The sequence below is a fragment of the Glaciecola sp. HA4-3 genome, from assembly GCF_055693685.1.
The window spans coordinates 3,508,835-3,527,038 of sequence record NZ_CM146340.1 but is presented as its reverse complement, the minus strand read 5'-3'; the positions used below and the strand labels follow the sequence as shown (position 1 = coordinate 3,527,038).

The window sequence follows — 18,204 nt, the reverse complement described above, 5'->3', positions numbered from 1 at the left end:
TGCTTGCGGAACTGGTTGGTCATAGATATCATCGCCGCACAACCACTGGAAGCCGTTTGAAACATTTAACCTTGCACATCCTTTAACTTGCCTTGAGCTAAGTAATCAGTAGCTCTACTTGACCATCATGATCAATATCCATTTGTTTAACACCAATATTATATTTTGGCGAAATTAGGAACTCTGGCTCTGGACCGTTTTGTACATTCACTTCACGCGATGGTAACGTATATCCAAGTGGGAAGTGCGTTGTAAAAGTGCCATTGCCTTTATTGATTTTGCCATACAGTCGCATATTTTGGCCGCTAATTAAGCCAACCCAATCAGAAAGACCGTCACCGTTGATATCCACTAACATATCAAAATTATCATAAAGGCTGTTTATCGGTGGCGTAGGTACCGAAAATGTATGCGTAATAAGACTAATTCCGCCATTACTACTACGATTAGTCATTAACAATTTAGTAATCCGAGGATTTCGGTCTAATCTACTGACCTTTGATATGGCAAAATCAGGTAAGCCATCACCATTTAGATCACCGGCGTATTGAATACTTTCTTTGCTTTGTAGTGTTGTTAGCAAGGTCCGCACCGGATAAGGCGCGTTAGGATTGCCAGAATGTTTATAAATATAAAATGCGCCGCGCGTACTGACATTACGAGTAAAATAACTAGTCACCTCAGACGCTTCATGAACAATTAGATCAACCCAGCCATCACCAGTATAGTCAGCAATATTGGTGACATATTTACTATGTGCATAGTGCAAGTTGTGTTGATTAACCAAAGATACGTTTGTAGCCGCAGTAGATGTCCAATTATTTGGCTGACCAACCCTAGAATAGCCAATTTGCATTTTACCGTTAACTACACGCCATACATCTGTCAAGCCGTCATTATTAAAGTCAGGCGAATGACATAACATGGTTTTAGTGGCCATACTGTATGAGCAGGGGTTTTGCGTATGGTTGTTTGGACCTAATTCGTCACCTTCTGCATTCACAAAATACGATGGCCAGTCTCTTACACCATCCCCGTTCATATCACCTCGTGGCATATTTATCTGGCCAACATTAGGCGTTAGCGTATTACCATTATTTGTCGCTAGAGCCTCTACTTGATAATGGATATCATCGTCAGACCATTCAAAAGAAGTAAGTGATTGACATGCAGTACCAAATTCATACGAGCATTTTCGAATAGATGAAAGCAAAGGTCTACCTGTTGCATTACTTGACATATATTGCAGAAGATAACGAGAAATATGGGTACTGCCATAATGAACGTCAATGTAATCGACTTGTTTGGTTGATTTACCTTTAGCGCCAGCTAAATAGCTAACACTTTGCTTAGCAGCGTTCTTGTATGCAATCGTCACACTTCGATCGCCTTGAGAGGTTCTAGTGCCTGTGTAATAAATTTTATTTAATAGGCGTTCACCATGTCCATAATCAATATAGACATAGTCAACCGTGTTATTGCCGCTGACATCTTCTTCACTCTCTAGCAACCAAGTCATCGTTGCAGCATTACCTGTTAATCGGAGCTTACTTTGTGTGGTGTTACCGTAATATGATTTGCCACCATTAGCTGTCGTTACTACAAATGAAGCCGCACTTTGATTAATGTGACCGCCCACTTGTGAAATGATTGTATTATCATTCATCTCTAAGCGATAAGATGCCCCCGCATAACCATAAGTCCCGCTTACCACCATCATGCGCTGTCCATCTAGACACAGCTTATCTGACACGCTTAATTGCGTACTTCGAAAATATCCGTCTTGCGCTACAGTAGCGCCACAGCGTGAAATCGAACTGCCGGCACTGACACTAAATCCAACACCAGCATTGCCTTGACCAGACCGGCTACTATATGAAATTGAGACCGAAGGTTGCATTCCATTTCGGCCTGGTAATATTCCAATAGGCAAAGAATAAGAGGCGGCACCCCCTGACATGTTCGCTTGGCCCGATAAACCGCCATTAAAGTTACTTGATGGCATAACTGGCGTAGTTAGCGCTTGGTCAAGTACGACCCCGTTTTTTTGATGATAGTTACTACTGCCCGTTCGAGTAGGCGCGGTAGCAGGTGCAGTTGCACTTGGCTCTGTTACAGGCTCTCCTGCGGCTAACGGCGGAGGTGTAGGGTCCTCATCTGGCGCAATAAAAATTGTTTTTGCGGGCCCATATTGACAAACAGGAGGCTCTTTGAAATCTGTCGCACCGAACCCAAAGGAGGGCGCAGGACCTCCGGGCGCTGGACCACCACCGCCACCAGTTGTGCAAGAAGCAAGTCTAAAGGTATAAGAACCCATAGGTCGAGTTAGAGTAAGCGGACTGCCGAGGTAACTGGGAAGTAAAACGCGAAAGCCCAAGCCTGTCTGCTCCTCTAATACTACATTAGGCGCTGTTTCGTTCCATAACACGACAAATGTTCCGTCTGTATCAGTTGCTGGTACAACTAAAGTGCTGCCAAATGAAGACATTGCAGGCGCAGCTAAGCTAGCAACTGCTGTGTGGTGGGTAAATAAAAAAGCGGTGGAAAGAACACCAATTAAAAGGGCTAAAACGCGACTACGGTGAACGTAACTCATCTACACCTCCATGTGTAAATTTTAAATATATGATTTTAATATGAATTACAGTGACACAAACCAGAGTGTTGTGCAACATTCAATCATCATTTTGTCATTCTATTTCAATTTATTGCAGCGATTCTATCAGCACATTGGGGTAATATAATCTGATTATATTTTACCGCATAATCAGTCTTTAACCTTAGCGCATCTAAGTTAGCGTCAGGTTCAAAAGTGTCAATTGAAGCGAGCGTCTTAAATCCACAATGCTGTTCTACATCCTGTGTCGATAAGTCAGTTCCTGCCAAACCCGGTACGTTTGTTTGTCGCCCTAAAATGACGTATAAGGATAAGTCGTCTTGCTCTATGGCTTTTTGAGCAAGCAATACAGGATCGTTGGCTATCAAGTCATCACCAGAGATATCGGTATTTTCAGCTTCGTTACAGCCGCTTAAGCATAACATTATGATAAGTAGACTAATGCTTTTCATGCGACTTCCTCAACAATAAGAGTGTCGTTAAAAATAACAAAGTACTAACTGGAATAGACCCACCCCCGCTTGACTCTGGTGGTGCAGCAGTCACTGATATACTCACCGATGCAGTACTTTGGCCGCCGGCACCATCACTTATTGTGTAGCTGATTGATTCAGAACCACTAAAATTAGCAGCTGGCGTATAAGAGATCTGATTTTGAGCAATACTCGCCCGACCTCCGCCATTATAAGTAATAGCACTAATTGACAACGTATCCCCATCAATATCATCATCATTACTGAGCACATCGATTAAGCTCGCCCCTGCACCTTCAACAACTCGTAAGGTGTCATTTGAGGCGGTAGGTGCGTCATTGACAGGATTAACACCTATCACTAATGCAAAGTTATCACTGGTATCTTCACCATCATTTACGCTGACAATAACATTAAGTGAACCATTAAAATTACTGGCAGGCGAAATAGTTAGCCCGTCAACTGTGTAGTTGTCTGCGTTACCGATAATCAAGCTTAACTCACTAAGAGAGTTATCCACATCCGTCACATTTAAGTCACTTAATGCAATTGAACCACTTGTATCTTCATCGATGCTAAGGCTATTTTGGCCATTTATGACTGGGGCATCATTTACGCCAACAACAGTAGCGTTAATGGTAAATACATTACTATCAAATTGACCATCATTAACTTGAACAAGCACGTTTAACGTTCCAAAAAAGTCTACGTCGGGTAAAACACTCAAGCCATCAACCGTATAATTATTGCCATCAAGTATCGAAAAAATAAAATCATCAGGGAAGCTACTATCACCATCTGACACAACAACATCATCTAGTGATAAGGAAAATGATTCTTCTTCTGATACTACCACCGCATTCACTTGTGCAGTGATGACCGGCATGATATCCACCGCTTCAAACGTAACCAAACCCGCACTTAAACTAAAAAAAATGTTATCAGCGCATTTGAGCATGAGTCGTTTATCATTAAAATTTACATTAGGAACATTAATTGTTGCAGAGCCTGTATTTGGGATATCACTAACAAGTGTTAGGTCAAACACTTGATCATCATCTGAATCGATGAGTAAATCGACGCGAGCACAGTTAATAGGCGTCATCTCAGAGCTACCTGTTTGCCAAGTCAGTTCTTGTTCGCTCAAACCTTCCCATAAGGTGTTGCTTGACTGTGAGCTTAGCGCAAATGCTTCAGATGTTTTGCTGACAAGCACATCAACATCAGCGCTTGAAACACCAGCGTTATAATCTCTTGCCGTAATGCGCATGCTTAGTTGACGCGTCGTATCTGGATATACCTCACCAAAATCTAAATTACCTGAAATAATGCCTTGATAGCTAGGAAAATATCGAAAGTGCTCAGGGCTTGGCTCAAGCGAGCGAAACAAAGGATTTGCGCCATTGTCTGTTCGCGCGGCAGCAGCATCTGCCGTTGCACCAGCAATGCCACTAGGGTCAACTTGCTCCCAAAGGCTTAACACTTCGTCTTGTTCATTATCGGTAACCAGCGCATCGAGTATGAATGGCGTATTTGCAGGAATATTGTAACTAGTTTGCTCGACTTCAATATTTGGCGCAGTATTGGGAAGCGCACTCTCAACGCCACAACTTGTAATTTCAATTCTGTCTCTCATCTCGCCAAGAGAGAATGTGTGATAAAACGCTGAACTGTCTCGTTCAATATTCTGCGATGAACAAAGACCAGAATACGACATAATTGTACTACCACTGCCAAACTCAACCGACGCCCTACCATTGCTTGAACGGTTTCCCGCACAAGAAGATTCAGCGGCATTAAATGAATGTTGTGCTCCCAATTGATGCCCAAATTCATGCAATAATAAATTCACGATAAAGCGCTCGCCACGAGGATTGCGAGAACCGGTATATGCTCTGGCTTTAGAGCTATTTCTACATAACACACGAAGGCCTGCTAAGCCGCCGCCATTAGTATTTAACAAATGTCCAATGTCATAATTTGCATTACCAATTATGGCATCAGTCTGAACTTGATTTTCATCGATGTCTTCAAATGCATTGCTATTTGTAAATGGGTCGGTAGCGGCATCAAAGAAAATTAATTGGTCATTGTTTTCGATTAATTCAAATCTAATGGCTAATTCATGCTCCAATACTTGATTGACTCTAACCAAAAGGGTTGCCATTGCCGCTAAGGTTGATTCGGTGGTTCCACCAGAGGCTTGGGTATACTCACCTGCCGCAGTCATTGCGAGTCTGTAAGTGGTTAGTTTATCGCCAGTAACACTCGCTTGGCTTGCATTAGTTTCAGATAGCGGGCTAGCATGAAGTTCTGCTTTTAGCGATTCCATTTCGCGCATACCTTCAAGCGCTTCGCGCTGATTGTCGTAAATGGCCTTGATTGAAAAGCTCTCGTTGTCTTGTTCAATATCAAACCAAGTACCACCAATTTGATATGCGCCGCTAATGCCACTTTTTGACATCACAACATAGCCAAGATCACGTCCATTTCTTATTTCGTATGTTTTAATGCTTGGGTATTTGCTTGCAAGTTTAGGCGCGAACACAGACACCTCCCGCTTTTGATAAAGGCTCAAGCTACCTTTTGAATTAGGTAATGCCAAAAAAGATGAATCAAGTGCATTTTGTTTCAGTGCAGCGTAATCAAAAATCCACGTGTTTTGTTGCGCTTGTCCAAGCCAAATATTCTCATGCGCTTCTTGCGCAATTACGTTGCCATGTTTGCCAATGGTCAAACTGGCTAAAAAGACTATCGCTAAAGCCGATTTCATATCAATATCCCGTTGTGTAGTCGCATCACCTTACATACACCTATGTTTTTTTGGGTGTCTAATACAATACCTAATAATTAAAGATTAAGATGTGTGGCATGGTGTAATTAATACATATTTACTTAAAAAAGCTATTAGTATTCTAGGGGGAAAGCTAACATTCAAACTGTACGAACTAACACGTCAATTGATTGGAAATCAATTTGGCAAAGCTTTAACTATTTCATAGTCATCAGATTCATTTTGCAAACCGACTGTCGATTCATTTACTAGGAAAGTAGCGTATCGAGACCATAACAGAACGTCACTGGGCGCATTAATAAAGTAACTCTCATAGCAAAAAAGCTCAACTTAATTAATTTTGTGCCCAGTATACTGAAAACGTTGGACTATATTCGCCTTTTCAATAAATCGCTCAATCAAAACTACGTGATATTAATAAATCTCCTGCAATGGAATATACCCTCAAATGTACTTTTTCATAATGTTGCATACCTTCAGATTTTAGAAAAATACTCCACTGTCTTGCTGAGTCCCCCTGAAGGGTGGAACTATACACTTTCTGCATAACACCAGATGCATCTTCCCCAAGCCATTCGAATGCTAAAAGTGTCTTTTCGCCGCGTTGGTCGACACCGGGGAAGTTAAGTGAAAACTTTAGGCCAAGATAAAAGTTGTCACTAATAAACATCTCTTGAGAAAGCTTGTTCGCTCTAAATTGATGCTCCACACCTTTGCCATAACCAAGATCTTCAACCTGCTCAAAAATTCCTTCTTCTTCTATTTCTATGTCGCCAGTCTCATGCGTAATATCATAGATACTCTTAAGTCTTGTTTTAAGCTCCTCAAACTCTTCATTCGATAAATGATGAGCGCTAAGCAAGTGTGAAAGCATTCTACGCAATAAAGATTTTGCTTGGTCATTATCATATGTATTTGTCTTACCAAACGACTTTAAAGATATACCCTCTAGACAGGCATCAAAGGCTTTTACAGGAGCAGGTCCAACACATTGTAAATACGTCAAACTAAGTTGATTGAGTATAGAGTCATTTTCCTCTATGGCACTTTGGATTAACTCTTGCGCCCCCATGAAATCCTGGGCCAAAAGATCACCTCTTATTTTTTCATCACCAAGCTTACGCATGGCATGAGCGTTACCTAACTTAGCAGCTTCAGCATAGAGTTTTAGCGCCAGTTCTGTATCTCTTGATACATGTTTGCCAATCAGATAGTAGCCTGCAAGTTCTGCTTTTGCATCAGCATGATTGAACGCGGCAGCTTTTTTTAAGGAGCTGATCATGGCTTCGTAATTTTCTTGCGTTAAAACTTCCCTGCCATAAAAGTTACCAATAATCGCAAAATCATCTGCCAATGCCTCCTGTGAAGCTTTACTAAGGGACTCTGCAGGCGGTAACTCAAGTCCTAAAGTATGAACAATAAAATCAAAGGACACTGCCGCTTGATGTTGTTCACCTTCCCAAGTTGAATGTCCGTGCCCAACATATTTATAGTATATTTCTTTTAGTGCCGCGCCCCTTTCTTTTAACACAAAGGCCATTCTATGAGTGTGCTCAAAACTAGCGATTTCGTCCTCTTCACCTGCAATTAACAAAACCGGTATATTGATATCTTTAGCAAGATAAACAGGAGAGTTTTCGTATAATGAATCGTCGTATTCACCGACTATTTTTTCTAGGCGTTTGCGTCGTTTTTCAGTTGTAGCAAAATTGTCTTGAGAAAACAGCAGAGGTAAATCATAGATACCATATGCACCTATTACGCAGTCGTAAATATCTGGATGCTGAATACTAAGCATCATCGCCGAGTAGCCACCGTAGCTTGTTCCAACAGCACAAACATGTTCAAAGTCATGGTTGCGCATTACGTTTTCAACCACCGCTGATATGTCTTGCTCAATAAGTCTACCAAATTCACCTTTACCTTGGTCCATAAAGGTTTTACCAAAACCAGCACTACCTCTAAAATTAATCCGAAGCACTGCAAGACCGCGACTGGCGAAATACTGTACTTCACGATTAAATCGAGCACTTTCTTTCACGCCAATAGGACCGCCATGAGGCATGACTATTAAGGTTTTATAGTTGAGCCCCTGAGGTAATGTAAGAAAGGACTCTATCTCAGCTCCGTCGTCGGCCTTTAATGACAGGCGCAAGGTAGGAGAATACGAGCGGTCGGCAAGTTCTGTATGATTTGAGAATAGCCGGTGCAGCATATCGTCAGTAGAGTCATAAACTAGATACTCACCTGGAGTTGTGCCACCTTCCACGCTGATGATTAAATATTTGGCATCATCATCTTTGTCAACAATATAAAACTCTTGATTGGGGAAGGTTGCTGCTAAACGGCGATTTAGGGTCTTGCCCACCGGGTCGAACACTTCTCGTTTAAGTAAGCCATGCTCTTCGTAAGTCACCATGCTCAATTCGCCTTCTGACGAGAAGTGCGCGTTCAATAAGTCATATTGAGCATGTTGATAAATCGTACCGATAAATTCATTACTTTTAGGGTTAAAAATTTGTAGGGCTACAGTGTCCGTTTCTGCGTTACTCAATACTGCAAAATTACCATCTTTTAACCTTGCAATCGGTTTAAAAATATCGTCGCCAATTTTGTAACTTATTGCTGTTTCCCAATCACCACCTACTAAAGGCATGGTTTTGATCGTTGCTGTCTCATCTTCTTGATTGTATTCAAGGCCAATGAAACTTTGGGAGCTCTCATCAAAATAGAAGCTTTTTACGTCATTAGAAACATATTGAATTTCTTCAGCCTCATCGAACTTGCCTTGTTTAAGGTCTTCCACTGAAATGTTGTAAAGTTTGTCCTGCCAGCGCCACGTTCTGCGCATATAGTCACGCTTAGCAAAAATAACCTTCTGTGGATCCTGCGGATAGGCATATACCAAATTTCCTGTACCATTCACTACGGTAACGTTTTGGGAAGTGCCATCATATTCTAAAATAAAATTACGGGTCGAGCGCATGCCACGGAGCTTCACAAACATTTGCGTATTGTTTAGCCAATCCATTTGTAAGATGACGCTTTTGTCACCCATGTCAAAAGTAGTAAGTAACGCTCTGTTATCACGACTAAAAAAGTGCAATTTGTGCCCATTTTCATCATTAAAGGAAACGGCGATAATTGCCCCATTTGGCGATAAATCGACTCGACTGATTTGGTCTTGGCTAAATAGGTGATTTCCCTTGAGGATTTCAGCTTGTGCACTTTGACTAATAGTGAAGCCAAATAGAAGAATGACAGACAGGTAGCAAACAAAGCGAACAGGACTATTTATAATGTTCATCATTTCGCTTGCCCCTCAACAATATAATGTAAAAAATTGTCTTTACTCTGGACCGTTATAATACATGGCTCTTTCTCGCAGTATGTTTGGGAAGGTGTCGCGCATGTATACATAAGCTTCGCTGCTGCGGTTGTCTAACTGAAGGAATGAATTTGTATCAAAGAAGCCGCGTGTGACTATCTCAAAATGGCCAACATAAGAGACGGTGTTTGGGCTGACTGAGAATGTAAAGGTACTATCATCTTCAAAGCCAAAGCGAACGAATTCATTCGTGTAAAGACGACTTACCGCGTAGTCACCAACTTTGACTTTAGAGAGTATGTAGTCATTCGACTGATCTAGGTCTTTTGCTTTTAATATATAATCATCTGGGCCAGACAGCGTGATACGGTACAAATCACGGTTGGTATCAAGACCAATTAGGATATATGCGTAATCATCCTCATCTAGCTGGTCAATATCATCTTTTATGGTTTCGACGGTTGTGCGGCAAGACATTAGTGCAAATGCACATATGGCTAATGTGAGAATTTTAGTTTTCATAAAGACGTCCTTGTTTTCCTTTGCGAGTATAAGAGGGATTTATGCAAAATACTACCCCCATCAAACGCTTGTCTACAACGATAAACAGAACGCGTTTTGTGTTTGTGCATTTGGGTATATTTGCTCAAATAACACGATTTTGTGTATCAGATGTTTATGAAATAAGCAGGGCCAATTACTAGAGTAGATAATACAAACTAGTAAATAGCAAAACTGTAATGGTCTTATATCAATGCATAATTTAGTGCTTAAGCATAAATACGGACGAAGCATTACATTACTATATTTTGCTGCTATAGCTAAAGAACTTTTGTCATTGCCGTCCCCATTGCTTTCCACCCATTTCTACCAACCGAGACGCAGCTCGTCGAAAGGAAAAGGCGAGATCATTGGCGGACGAAAATTGTGCCAGTGACACGCCAATTCGACCCGTCGCCGACCACTCATAATATTTCCCCTCTTTGGTGCGAATCATGGTCGTCGCAAAGGAACTCGAGTTCCCCCCTTCTCACTGACAATCAATTCTCCATCTTCATCACTGCTTTGCACTTGCGCTTCAAAATCAACAAACAATTCGTCGAGCGGGACTTGAGCCGCGAGCACCAAGCGGGTGCGAGATTCATAACACGCATCAATGAGCGTCACGAATCGCCGCGCTTCGTTGAGGTGATTGGCGTCCAGTTGGGGGACGCGTTCCATGATGATGACCGGAAATCGGCAGCAAAGGGTAATATAATCGGCCGCCCCGAGCGGTTGATCACACAACTCAGAGAAGTCAAACCAGGCGCTCCGGTCATTCGACCGGGCGACTTGGACGGTGCGACCCAAAAGGACAGGAATGATCTGGGCCTCAGTTCCAGATGCTGTGCCACCAAATATTTCTTCCAACTGCGCCTGCACGTTGTCGTTATTATTATTATCGCCATGAATATCCTTGTTTGACCAAAAATAGGATTGGCCATCCGCCCGATTTTCTCGTCGATAATCCTTCTGGGAATCCTCCATGGAAATAATGTCGGACGTGTCTTTTAACATGTCAATGAATGGCAAAAAGAGGGAGCGGTTTATGCCTCCCTCATATAAGGCATCTGGGGCGCGATTCGAGGTGGCTACCACCACGACATTCCAATCCAATAATTGTAAAAACAGTTGCTTCAAAATCATGGCATCGGCAATGTCTGTCACTTGAAATTCATCAAAACAAAGGAGTTGGGCTTCTTGTGCCAATTGTTGCGCAATGATGGGAATCGCATCAGCTCTTGGGTGCTTTTGTTTATAGACAAAGATTCGATGATGGACATCTAGCATGAATTCATGAAAGTGGACGCGGCGCTTGGTGATTTTTGCGTGTTTGGGGCTGTCATTACTACAGCAAGAGTAATCATCAGGAACATGAACCGACGCGTAAAAGAGATCCATTAGAAAACTCTTGCCGACCCCGACCGGTCCATGAATGTAAATGCCTCGCGGTGGTGGGCCAAAAGACCACAAATGGAACTTCTTTCGAAGAAAAGACTGGGCAGATGCCATGGTTCGTGCCAGTAACAGTGAACGGCTGCTTGTGAAGCTAGTCTGTGTCGGATCTTCAGTGGCTATAGGCACTGGTGGAAGTGAGGCAAGAGACTCGTGCAGGGCATCGAATTTTGCCGCCAGAGCGACTTGCGCGTCATCTCGTCGCACCTCCCCCGCGTCCACCTTAAGTTCATAAGCCGCTGAAACTATGCCAGTCGAGAAGCACCGCCGAGCAGCGCTGTGTTGCGCTACTGTCGTCTTCATCATCGCCTTCATCATCATGGTCATCGTCTTCATTATGGAGCTAATGAGTGTATTAACATGATTGTATGTTACGCTAGATTGCTGGATGAGTATCAAATGGATTTGTATTAGATACTCAAGTTTCGGGATTCAACTTGTAAAAATTTAGCATTTAACAGTGACTCTCTTATGTCAAATCATGCCTTGTTCAATGGCTTTTAATACGGCTCTTGTTCGGTCTCGCACGCCTAATTTACTTAGTATACTCGACACTTGATTTTTAATCGTACCTTCGGATTTAAATAAGCTTTGCGCCATTTCTTTATTGGAGCACCCAGCAGCCATTAGTCTAAGTATTTCAGTTTCACGCTTGCTTAATGTCTCGGGAATATCAGCTGATTCAAACTCTCCTTTTTTTCCTTGTAAACCTTGTATCAAACGTTCAGTAATGGCGGGTTGAATTAAAGTTTCACCTTTATGGACTGTTTGAATACTCTCAACTAAGGTTTCAAGTGAAACGTCTTTTAATAAATACCCTTTTGCACCAGCCTTAATCGCCTGCATTACTGACTCGTGATCATCAAAGGTTGTTAGCATAATTACAGGTGTATCAATGCCTTGAGAAATAGCCTGAGAAAGCGCCTCTATTCCTGTCACTTTTGGCATCCTAATGTCCATTAATACAACATCGATTCCCGCGTGACTTCGCATTAATTCAAGCGCTTGCTCACCATCTTGTGCTTCGCCTACAATAGTGATTTCATCAGACAAGCCCAACAGGCTCTTTATTCCTTGCCTTACCAGTGTTTGGTCATCGACCAATAAAACATTAATCATGGTGGCCTACCGGAATTAAAATACGGGTGTTAAAGCAATCATTTTGAAGCGCAAACTCAACATTTCCATGCAAAGCCTGTATCCTTTCCTTAATGCCCGATAAACCATTTCCTTCTTCGATAATCGACGGCATTTTTCCATTGTTCTGGATTTCAAGTGCAAGCTGTGAACCTTGTCCTTCACTTGATGTATTTGCCTGAGGATGAGTTTGCGTAATTCGAATACTCATTTTATTCTCTTTTGCATGACGCAAGGTATTAGTAATTGACTCTTGAACAGCTTTAATTAGCGTATCTGCAATTTCAATGTCACTTACTTTTAGATTCTCATCAATATCTAGCTCGGCGCGAAGGTTGGGAACTGTTTTTAGCATCGACTCTAAACTAGCTCGCAAATCCAATACGCTCTTATCGCGAATATCAGACACCGCCTCTCTAACATCACTAAGTAGCAGCTGAGCCAGCTGATGACACTGATCAACAGATGCTTTTACATCATCAGTACTTTTACGAGAAGCCACCTGCAGGTGTATGGTCAATGCCGTCAAGTGATGACCTAATAAATCGTGAATGTTTCTAGCGATTCTCACTCTTTCACCTTGTTTAACCGCTTGGCTTAATAAGCTTTGCGTAGCAAGCAGTTGGCGACTAGTTTCTTCTGCATTCAACCGTGCTTCGCGCTCTTTTACGGCAGTATTGACCATAATGAGTGCAAAAACATTAAAGGTCCAAAAGAGTAAGGCATTAATATAAGCAAAATCTTGCCCCCAATAATAGGTGTATACCAAATAAAGTGGCAATGACCAAACCCAACTGCACAACAAGGCTTTTTTAACGGACATAAAGGTCGGCACAATGGCGCTAAAAATCACCATCAAAATAGCAATAAAACCAAAGGGCACTAAAAAGTACAAACCCACTACAATGCAAAATAGTAAAAACGCGACACATTTAGCAAGCAATATGCTTTTTTCAAAAAACGCTTCGAAAAATAACCAAAGGCCTACAAAGCCAATAATTAATAACGACGTTGCTATGATGTGAGACACACTGAAGTCATTGTCGATAAGCAAGTAAATACAAAACCCACCTACGACAATAGAAGTCAGCACAGCGGAAAGCACTTCGAGATTTAAAAATTGTGATGATTTAATATTCATAGGTTTACTAACAAAGGCATCGTGTGACATACCATACCATTTGTAGCGCAAAATGCTGTATGTGCCAAAAGTCACTTTTTAAAGTCATGACCTTTAGCACTAATTAAATATGCGCACATTGAGTAATCTAAACATACTGAAAATCTTGTTAGGCAAAACTCATTATGACTATTTTTTATCAATCACTGTTTGTTATGCATATTGTATGCGGTTCTTTAGCGCTCATTTTATTTTGGGTGCCATTGTTTACAAAAAAAGGCCAACTCAATCACAAACGATTTGGCGCCATATATAAAAATCTCATGTACTTTGTCGGGATTGCAGGAATTATTATGGGGGCCTTAGTATATTCAATGCCCTTAGTCATCAAGCACGAATATGCAAATCATGCAAACGCCGCAGCAATAGCTGATGAACTACGTTTTTTCTTTGCCTTTTTGTTTTATCTTGGCGTGTTGTCTTTTACGTCGACTCGCCATGGCGATGCGGTATTAAAAGCAAAAGACGAACGCCAAAAACTGCGCACAGTTTCGTATCTTGGTCCTATTATTGTGTTGTTCATAGGCGGACCTATTATCTCGACAATGGGGTTTATGAAGGGCCAAACACTGCACATCATCTTTGGTATTCTAGGGACATTTATTGCAATGAGTATGTTGCGCTATGTGCTGGCAAAAGCCGTGACTAAGCGTATGTATATTATGGAGCATATCAGCAGTATGATTGGTTCTGGCATTGGCGCATATACCGCATTTGTTGCTTTTGGTGGACGCCAATTTTTACAAAATGCGGGGATTTAGGTTATTTTTTGGGTCGCACCTTGAGCATCATCGGCTCAATTGCAACGTACTTTCTATGCAACAAATACAAAAAGGTTTTTCAAATTGGGGGCATTATCGAAAAAAGCCCCTCATAAACGTTCAATCACTAGCGTTTATGAATGTGTAAATTTAAATAGGGCTTAGCGGCGAGCTTTGATATAATTTTCGACAAGCAGTCAAAAAATATAACACCAAGGTTTATCACTAAATGAGTATTACGCTTAGCCCTTCACATAATTTAAGCTCCTACGCTGAGCAATACGCCGATGACAAAAGAATCCGTTTATTTGATGTATTTGATAACACTACCGCTGGCGATATCGCAACTTATATATTCAAAGAACTAAAGTATAAAAATGCATATTTTGATGATGGGGAGTTCAAGCTCATAAGTTCTGATGAATTAAAAGCAATGGGCACCCAGAAACAAGAAGCCCTAACGCAGCGTATTTATCAAAAAGCAGGCGAAGGAATTGGGTTTTTCTATGGTAAAAGCCAAATTCAACCAAATCCGATGGATGCAAGTATTGCTCAACAAGTGCTGACATGGCTTAATTCTGAGACAATCCTTCATGGCATTCGTCAAATGACAGGTCATCAAGATATAGATGGCGCGAATGCGCAAGCGACGCGCTTTTATCCTTAGTCAGTTTTTAACTCGACATAACGATATTAATGATTCAGAGAACCGCCGCGTCGCATATGTGCTTAACTTTGCACCCGATTGGCACCCAGATTGGGGTGGGTTGCTACAATTTTATCATGATAGTGGTCACCCAAAAGATGCTTGGATGCCAGTATTCAATTCAATGTCTATTTTTGATGTCCATCACGCTCATGCAGTAACCTATGTTGCTCCTTATGCCAGAAAACCACGTATCGCAATAACGGGCTGGTTTACCGCAAGCAAATAATATACTTTAATAAAAATATAAATAGGAAAGTACATGATTTCGTCACAGCAAATACAATACATTGTAACCTTGCAAAAAGCCGCTAACGATATCGCAAAGCCAGATTGGTTGTCCGACGCGCCCAACTATTTACGCGCGGCAAAAATGGAAACCGTTGAAGCAATCGATCACTTGTGCTCATGGAAATGGTGGAAAGCAAACAAACCTGACTATCATAATGCGGCCATGGAAATGGTCGATGCGTTGCACTTTATCATCTCAGAAGAGCTAGTGCGCTTTGAAGGTGATATAGATGCGGTTACTCGCCTATTAAGTGTTCATTTTAACATGCCAATCGACCAAAGCGCGATAAAAGCGATGTCAGCTGAAGACGCAAATAAAGTGCTTGATCAAATGGATGTTGATTTCACTAATGGAAATATCAATTATCCTCGCTTTTTTGTTGCATGTATATTTTTAGGCTTACAACCTGAGCAGCTTCTATTATGGTATTGCGGCAAAAATGCGCTAAACAATTTTAGGCAAGCTAACGGTTACAAATCAGGTGAATATATTAAAAATTGGTTTGGTAATGAAGATAACGATTACCTTATCGAAATTATAGAAAACTTGAGCGAAGAAGCTAAATCTAATAGTTACGATACTATCTTTGAAGCGTTAAGCGCAAAATATAAAGAAGCCCAAGCGTTTGCAACAAAGTGAGTTTAGCTAGCGCTAATCATTAGCCATCTTTGTAGTCTTTTATGGCCTAGACTCGTAAACACTATAGTGTGGATATTAAATTACGTAAATTGTTAAGCAAATCTGCTTATCCTTCCGATAAAAGCATAAGCATTAACAGTCTTTCCTTAATCACTTTGATCTAATAGGACGCCGTATGCAAAAGTTGGCCTTTATTGCAAAAAACATCGCTTTAATTTCAAGCAGTGTGATCTTGTTATCAGGATGCATGAGCAAAGACTTGGTTGAAAATGAAAATCAAGCGCGGATGCTCAAGTGTGAACAATATATCGACAGAGCTCGCGAAGACTGCCTACAAGGCATGAATGTCACCATTGAAGACTATAAAGATGAATATGATGCGTTTATTCGTGCAAAATCAGCTCAGCAAGCAGCTGAAAATAGAAAACAGCAAGACGCTATCGATGAGCAAATTGATAAACAAAAAGATGCAGATAAAGAAAAGCCAGTCGTTATTGAAAAATAAGCCTAGTTGATTCATCAATACACTACCAATCAAGGCTTCGCATCATTAGGATATGTAAATGAGCAAACACTCAAATGGTTTTTTAGATGCCTTCCAAATTGCTGGGAAAACGATTTCCAGAGAGCATGCCCCATTTATCATTGTAGAGTTATCAGGTAACCACAAAGGTGACCTCTCGCAAGCTCTTGAGCTTGTTGATCATGCTGCAGCCACAGGCGCTGATGCGATCAAAATTCAAACTTACACTGCAGACACCATAACACTTAAGCATGACGGTCCTGAATTCACTTTACAAAAAGGTTTGTGGGCAGGACGCACCTTGCATGATTTGTATCAAGAAGCCTACACCCCTTGGGAATGGCATGCGGCATTGTTTGAACGAGCGGCTGAAAAGGGCATACCTTTGTTTTCTTCACCTTTTGATAGCACTGCAATCGATTTGTTAGAGTCACTCAATTGCCCTGCCTACAAAATCGCGTCGTTTGAAATTACTGATATTGGACTGATTAAAGCGGCAACAAGCACTGGCAAACCAATTATTATATCTACTGGAATGGCGACGCTTGACGAAATTGAAGAAGCCGTACAAGCAGTAGAAGATGCCGGTGGTAATCAACTCGCTTTATTGCACTGCATAAGTGGCTACCCCACTCCGATTGAAGATTGTAACTTGCGCACCATAACGAACTTACAAAGCAGATTTAACATGCCTATTGGTTTAAGTGATCACACTATAGACAACACAGCCTCTGCGACAGCCGTCGCTTTAGGAGCGGCTGTCATTGAAAAACACTTTACGCTTGACCGAAGTGAGGGCTCTGTAGACGCTGCTTTTTCGCTTGAACCGCATGAATTTAGTGCCTTGGTAAAAGAATGCAAAAGAGCGCACAGTGCTTTAGGTCAATTTGGTTACGACCTGAAACCTAGCGAAAAACAAAACCGAGGTCTTAGACGCTCACTTTATGTCGCACAAAATATGAAAGCTGGGGATGTATTTACTCGTGAAAATGTACGGTCAGTGCGTCCTGCTTTAGGCATGCATACCAGACACTTGCCCGATATTTTGGGGAAAGTCTGCTCAAGCGATCTAGCTTTTGGTAAACCGCTTGAACCTGAGGATGTTAAAGGTTTCTCAATCGACTAATCTGCAGCTCTGGCTTGGGGAAATGGTGCTAGGACGATTTCTACTGTGCCCCCTATCAAAGCGTTACCAGCTTCTAACTTGCTGCGCCCGATACGTTTACTAGAGCTAGCATGCCATACTGGCACCTTATCTGTGACATCATATATATCTATGGCAAGCGTCCCGCTTTTGTAGGTGTGTGACGATTGGTTAATCATGGGCATACCTGTCCCATACCAGCCTCTTCGTGCCCAACCCCACTGTGTGTTCATATAATCAAGCTGCCTAAACTCGGTCGTTTTGTCTCGTGCGCCAATTGTAAAGGACACCGCAATGTCTGCGTCTTCTTCTGTATCAACAAATACGTAACCTTTAGCCTCCATCGCAGCTTTTATTTCTTTCATGATACGAGGTTCAACTAAAGGGCTAATGATTTCATCACTTTGCACAATCATTGGGTTTTCTGATACCCATGTAAAGCGTTGGTAGTTCGTCAAATCGCGCTGTGGGTCTGCATCTGTATAGACATTAGGCTTTGATGCACAAGCCGTTAACAATAAGCACGCAACAATTGTTATCACGGTATTCTTAAACATAAATATTCCTTAGCATTTCTTTCTTATGCCGTTAAGTATATGCGATCTTTGTTTGGAT

Annotated in this window: 15 protein-coding genes; 6 read left to right on the top strand and 9 right to left on the bottom strand. The window is 41.6% G+C overall.

The genetic code is table 11. The annotated features are described in order from the left end of the window. Nucleotides 1-97 precede the first annotated feature (97 nt). The 8 genes from ACZ1G6_RS16845 to ACZ1G6_RS16810 all read right to left on the bottom strand — a co-directional run bounded on the left by ACZ1G6_RS16845 (nt 98) and on the right by ACZ1G6_RS16810 (nt 13,485). Nucleotides 98-2,596 carry a SpvB/TcaC N-terminal domain-containing protein gene (locus ACZ1G6_RS16845; RefSeq protein ID WP_472617349.1) on the bottom strand — a complete coding sequence of 833 codons (2,499 nt, stop codon included), beginning with the start codon at nt 2,594-2,596 and terminating at the stop codon, nt 98-100. Nucleotides 2,597-2,700: 104 nt separating this feature from the next. After that, entirely contained in the window at nt 2,701-3,069 is a 369-nt protein-coding gene (locus tag ACZ1G6_RS16840; RefSeq protein ID WP_472617348.1) for a hypothetical protein, read from the bottom strand. Further along, nucleotides 3,056-5,863, bottom strand: a complete 2,808-nt coding sequence (locus tag ACZ1G6_RS16835) for a tandem-95 repeat protein (RefSeq protein WP_472617347.1) — start codon at nt 5,861-5,863, stop codon at nt 3,056-3,058. The genes ACZ1G6_RS16840 and ACZ1G6_RS16835 overlap by 14 nt, the downstream gene beginning before the upstream one ends. A 415-nt stretch (nt 5,864-6,278) precedes the next feature. Then, nucleotides 6,279-9,194: a prolyl oligopeptidase family serine peptidase gene (locus ACZ1G6_RS16830; protein ID WP_472617346.1), complete on the bottom strand. Its 2,916-nt coding sequence runs from the start codon at nt 9,192-9,194 to the stop codon at nt 6,279-6,281. A 39-nt stretch (nt 9,195-9,233) separates the two neighbouring features. After that, a complete protein-coding gene (locus ACZ1G6_RS16825) occupies nt 9,234-9,734 on the bottom strand; it encodes a hypothetical protein (RefSeq protein ID WP_472617345.1) in 501 nt (166 codons plus the stop codon). 471 nt (nt 9,735-10,205) lie between these two features. Continuing rightward, nucleotides 10,206-11,543: a cell division protein ZapE gene (gene zapE, locus ACZ1G6_RS16820; RefSeq protein ID WP_472617344.1), complete on the bottom strand. Its 1,338-nt coding sequence runs from the start codon at nt 11,541-11,543 to the stop codon at nt 10,206-10,208. A 138-nt stretch (nt 11,544-11,681) separates the two neighbouring features. After that, nucleotides 11,682-12,326 (bottom strand): response regulator, encoded by a 645-nt coding sequence (locus ACZ1G6_RS16815; RefSeq protein WP_472617343.1) that lies wholly within the window; start codon nt 12,324-12,326, stop codon nt 11,682-11,684. Beyond that, nucleotides 12,319-13,485 carry a sensor histidine kinase gene (locus tag ACZ1G6_RS16810; protein ID WP_472617342.1) on the bottom strand — a complete coding sequence of 389 codons (1,167 nt, stop codon included), beginning with the start codon at nt 13,483-13,485 and terminating at the stop codon, nt 12,319-12,321. Before ACZ1G6_RS16810 ends, ACZ1G6_RS16815 begins: the two co-directional genes overlap by 8 nt. Nucleotides 13,486-13,649: 164 nt before the next feature. Between ACZ1G6_RS16810 and ACZ1G6_RS16805 the strand changes: the two genes are divergently transcribed. The 6 genes from ACZ1G6_RS16805 to pseI all read left to right on the top strand — a co-directional run bounded on the left by ACZ1G6_RS16805 (nt 13,650) and on the right by pseI (nt 17,571). Beyond that, complete coding sequence (locus tag ACZ1G6_RS16805; RefSeq protein WP_472617341.1) at nt 13,650-14,285, top strand: hypothetical protein; 636 nt, start codon at nt 13,650-13,652, stop codon at nt 14,283-14,285. Between the two features lie 229 nt (nt 14,286-14,514). Then, entirely contained in the window at nt 14,515-14,952 is a 438-nt protein-coding gene (locus ACZ1G6_RS16800) for a hypothetical protein (protein WP_472617340.1), read from the top strand. After that, a complete protein-coding gene (locus ACZ1G6_RS16795) occupies nt 14,924-15,220 on the top strand; it encodes a 2OG-Fe(II) oxygenase family protein (protein ID WP_472617339.1) in 297 nt (98 codons plus the stop codon). Before ACZ1G6_RS16800 ends, ACZ1G6_RS16795 begins: the two co-directional genes overlap by 29 nt. Nucleotides 15,221-15,253: 33 nt before the next feature. Then, nucleotides 15,254-15,922 carry a dUTP diphosphatase gene (locus tag ACZ1G6_RS16790; protein ID WP_472617338.1) on the top strand — a complete coding sequence of 223 codons (669 nt, stop codon included), beginning with the start codon at nt 15,254-15,256 and terminating at the stop codon, nt 15,920-15,922. A 175-nt stretch (nt 15,923-16,097) separates the two neighbouring features. Further along, entirely contained in the window at nt 16,098-16,427 is a 330-nt protein-coding gene (locus tag ACZ1G6_RS16785; protein ID WP_472617337.1) for a hypothetical protein, read from the top strand. 58 nt (nt 16,428-16,485) lie between these two features. Next, nucleotides 16,486-17,571: a pseudaminic acid synthase gene (gene pseI / locus ACZ1G6_RS16780; protein WP_472617336.1), complete on the top strand. Its 1,086-nt coding sequence runs from the start codon at nt 16,486-16,488 to the stop codon at nt 17,569-17,571. Here the strand turns inward: pseI and ACZ1G6_RS16775 are convergent. Then, nucleotides 17,568-18,146: a DUF4136 domain-containing protein gene (locus tag ACZ1G6_RS16775; protein ID WP_472617335.1), complete on the bottom strand. Its 579-nt coding sequence runs from the start codon at nt 18,144-18,146 to the stop codon at nt 17,568-17,570. The two genes, pseI and ACZ1G6_RS16775, sit on opposite strands and share 4 nt — an antisense overlap. Nucleotides 18,147-18,204: the final 58 nt, after the last annotated feature.

Coding starts and splice junctions, on each gene's coding strand:
- ACZ1G6_RS16845 (WP_472617349.1), bottom strand. CDS start 2,596: ATGAGTTACGTTCACCGTAGTCGCGTTTTAGCCCTTTTAATTGGTGTT.
- ACZ1G6_RS16775 (WP_472617335.1), bottom strand. CDS start 18,146: ATGTTTAAGAATACCGTGATAACAATTGTTGCGTGCTTATTGTTAACG.
- ACZ1G6_RS16790 (WP_472617338.1), top strand. CDS start 15,254: ATGATTTCGTCACAGCAAATACAATACATTGTAACCTTGCAAAAAGCC.
- ACZ1G6_RS16795 (WP_472617339.1), top strand. CDS start 14,924: ATGCGCAAGCGACGCGCTTTTATCCTTAGTCAGTTTTTAACTCGACAT.
- zapE (WP_472617344.1), bottom strand. CDS start 11,543: ATGAAGACGATGACCATGATGATGAAGGCGATGATGAAGACGACAGTA.
- ACZ1G6_RS16800 (WP_472617340.1), top strand. CDS start 14,515: ATGAGTATTACGCTTAGCCCTTCACATAATTTAAGCTCCTACGCTGAG.
- ACZ1G6_RS16825 (WP_472617345.1), bottom strand. CDS start 9,734: ATGAAAACTAAAATTCTCACATTAGCCATATGTGCATTTGCACTAATG.
- ACZ1G6_RS16830 (WP_472617346.1), bottom strand. CDS start 9,194: ATGATGAACATTATAAATAGTCCTGTTCGCTTTGTTTGCTACCTGTCT.
- ACZ1G6_RS16815 (WP_472617343.1), bottom strand. CDS start 12,326: ATGATTAATGTTTTATTGGTCGATGACCAAACACTGGTAAGGCAAGGA.
- pseI (WP_472617336.1), top strand. CDS start 16,486: ATGAGCAAACACTCAAATGGTTTTTTAGATGCCTTCCAAATTGCTGGG.
- ACZ1G6_RS16785 (WP_472617337.1), top strand. CDS start 16,098: ATGCAAAAGTTGGCCTTTATTGCAAAAAACATCGCTTTAATTTCAAGC.
- ACZ1G6_RS16840 (WP_472617348.1), bottom strand. CDS start 3,069: ATGAAAAGCATTAGTCTACTTATCATAATGTTATGCTTAAGCGGCTGT.
- ACZ1G6_RS16835 (WP_472617347.1), bottom strand. CDS start 5,863: ATGAAATCGGCTTTAGCGATAGTCTTTTTAGCCAGTTTGACCATTGGC.
- ACZ1G6_RS16805 (WP_472617341.1), top strand. CDS start 13,650: ATGACTATTTTTTATCAATCACTGTTTGTTATGCATATTGTATGCGGT.
- ACZ1G6_RS16810 (WP_472617342.1), bottom strand. CDS start 13,485: ATGAATATTAAATCATCACAATTTTTAAATCTCGAAGTGCTTTCCGCT.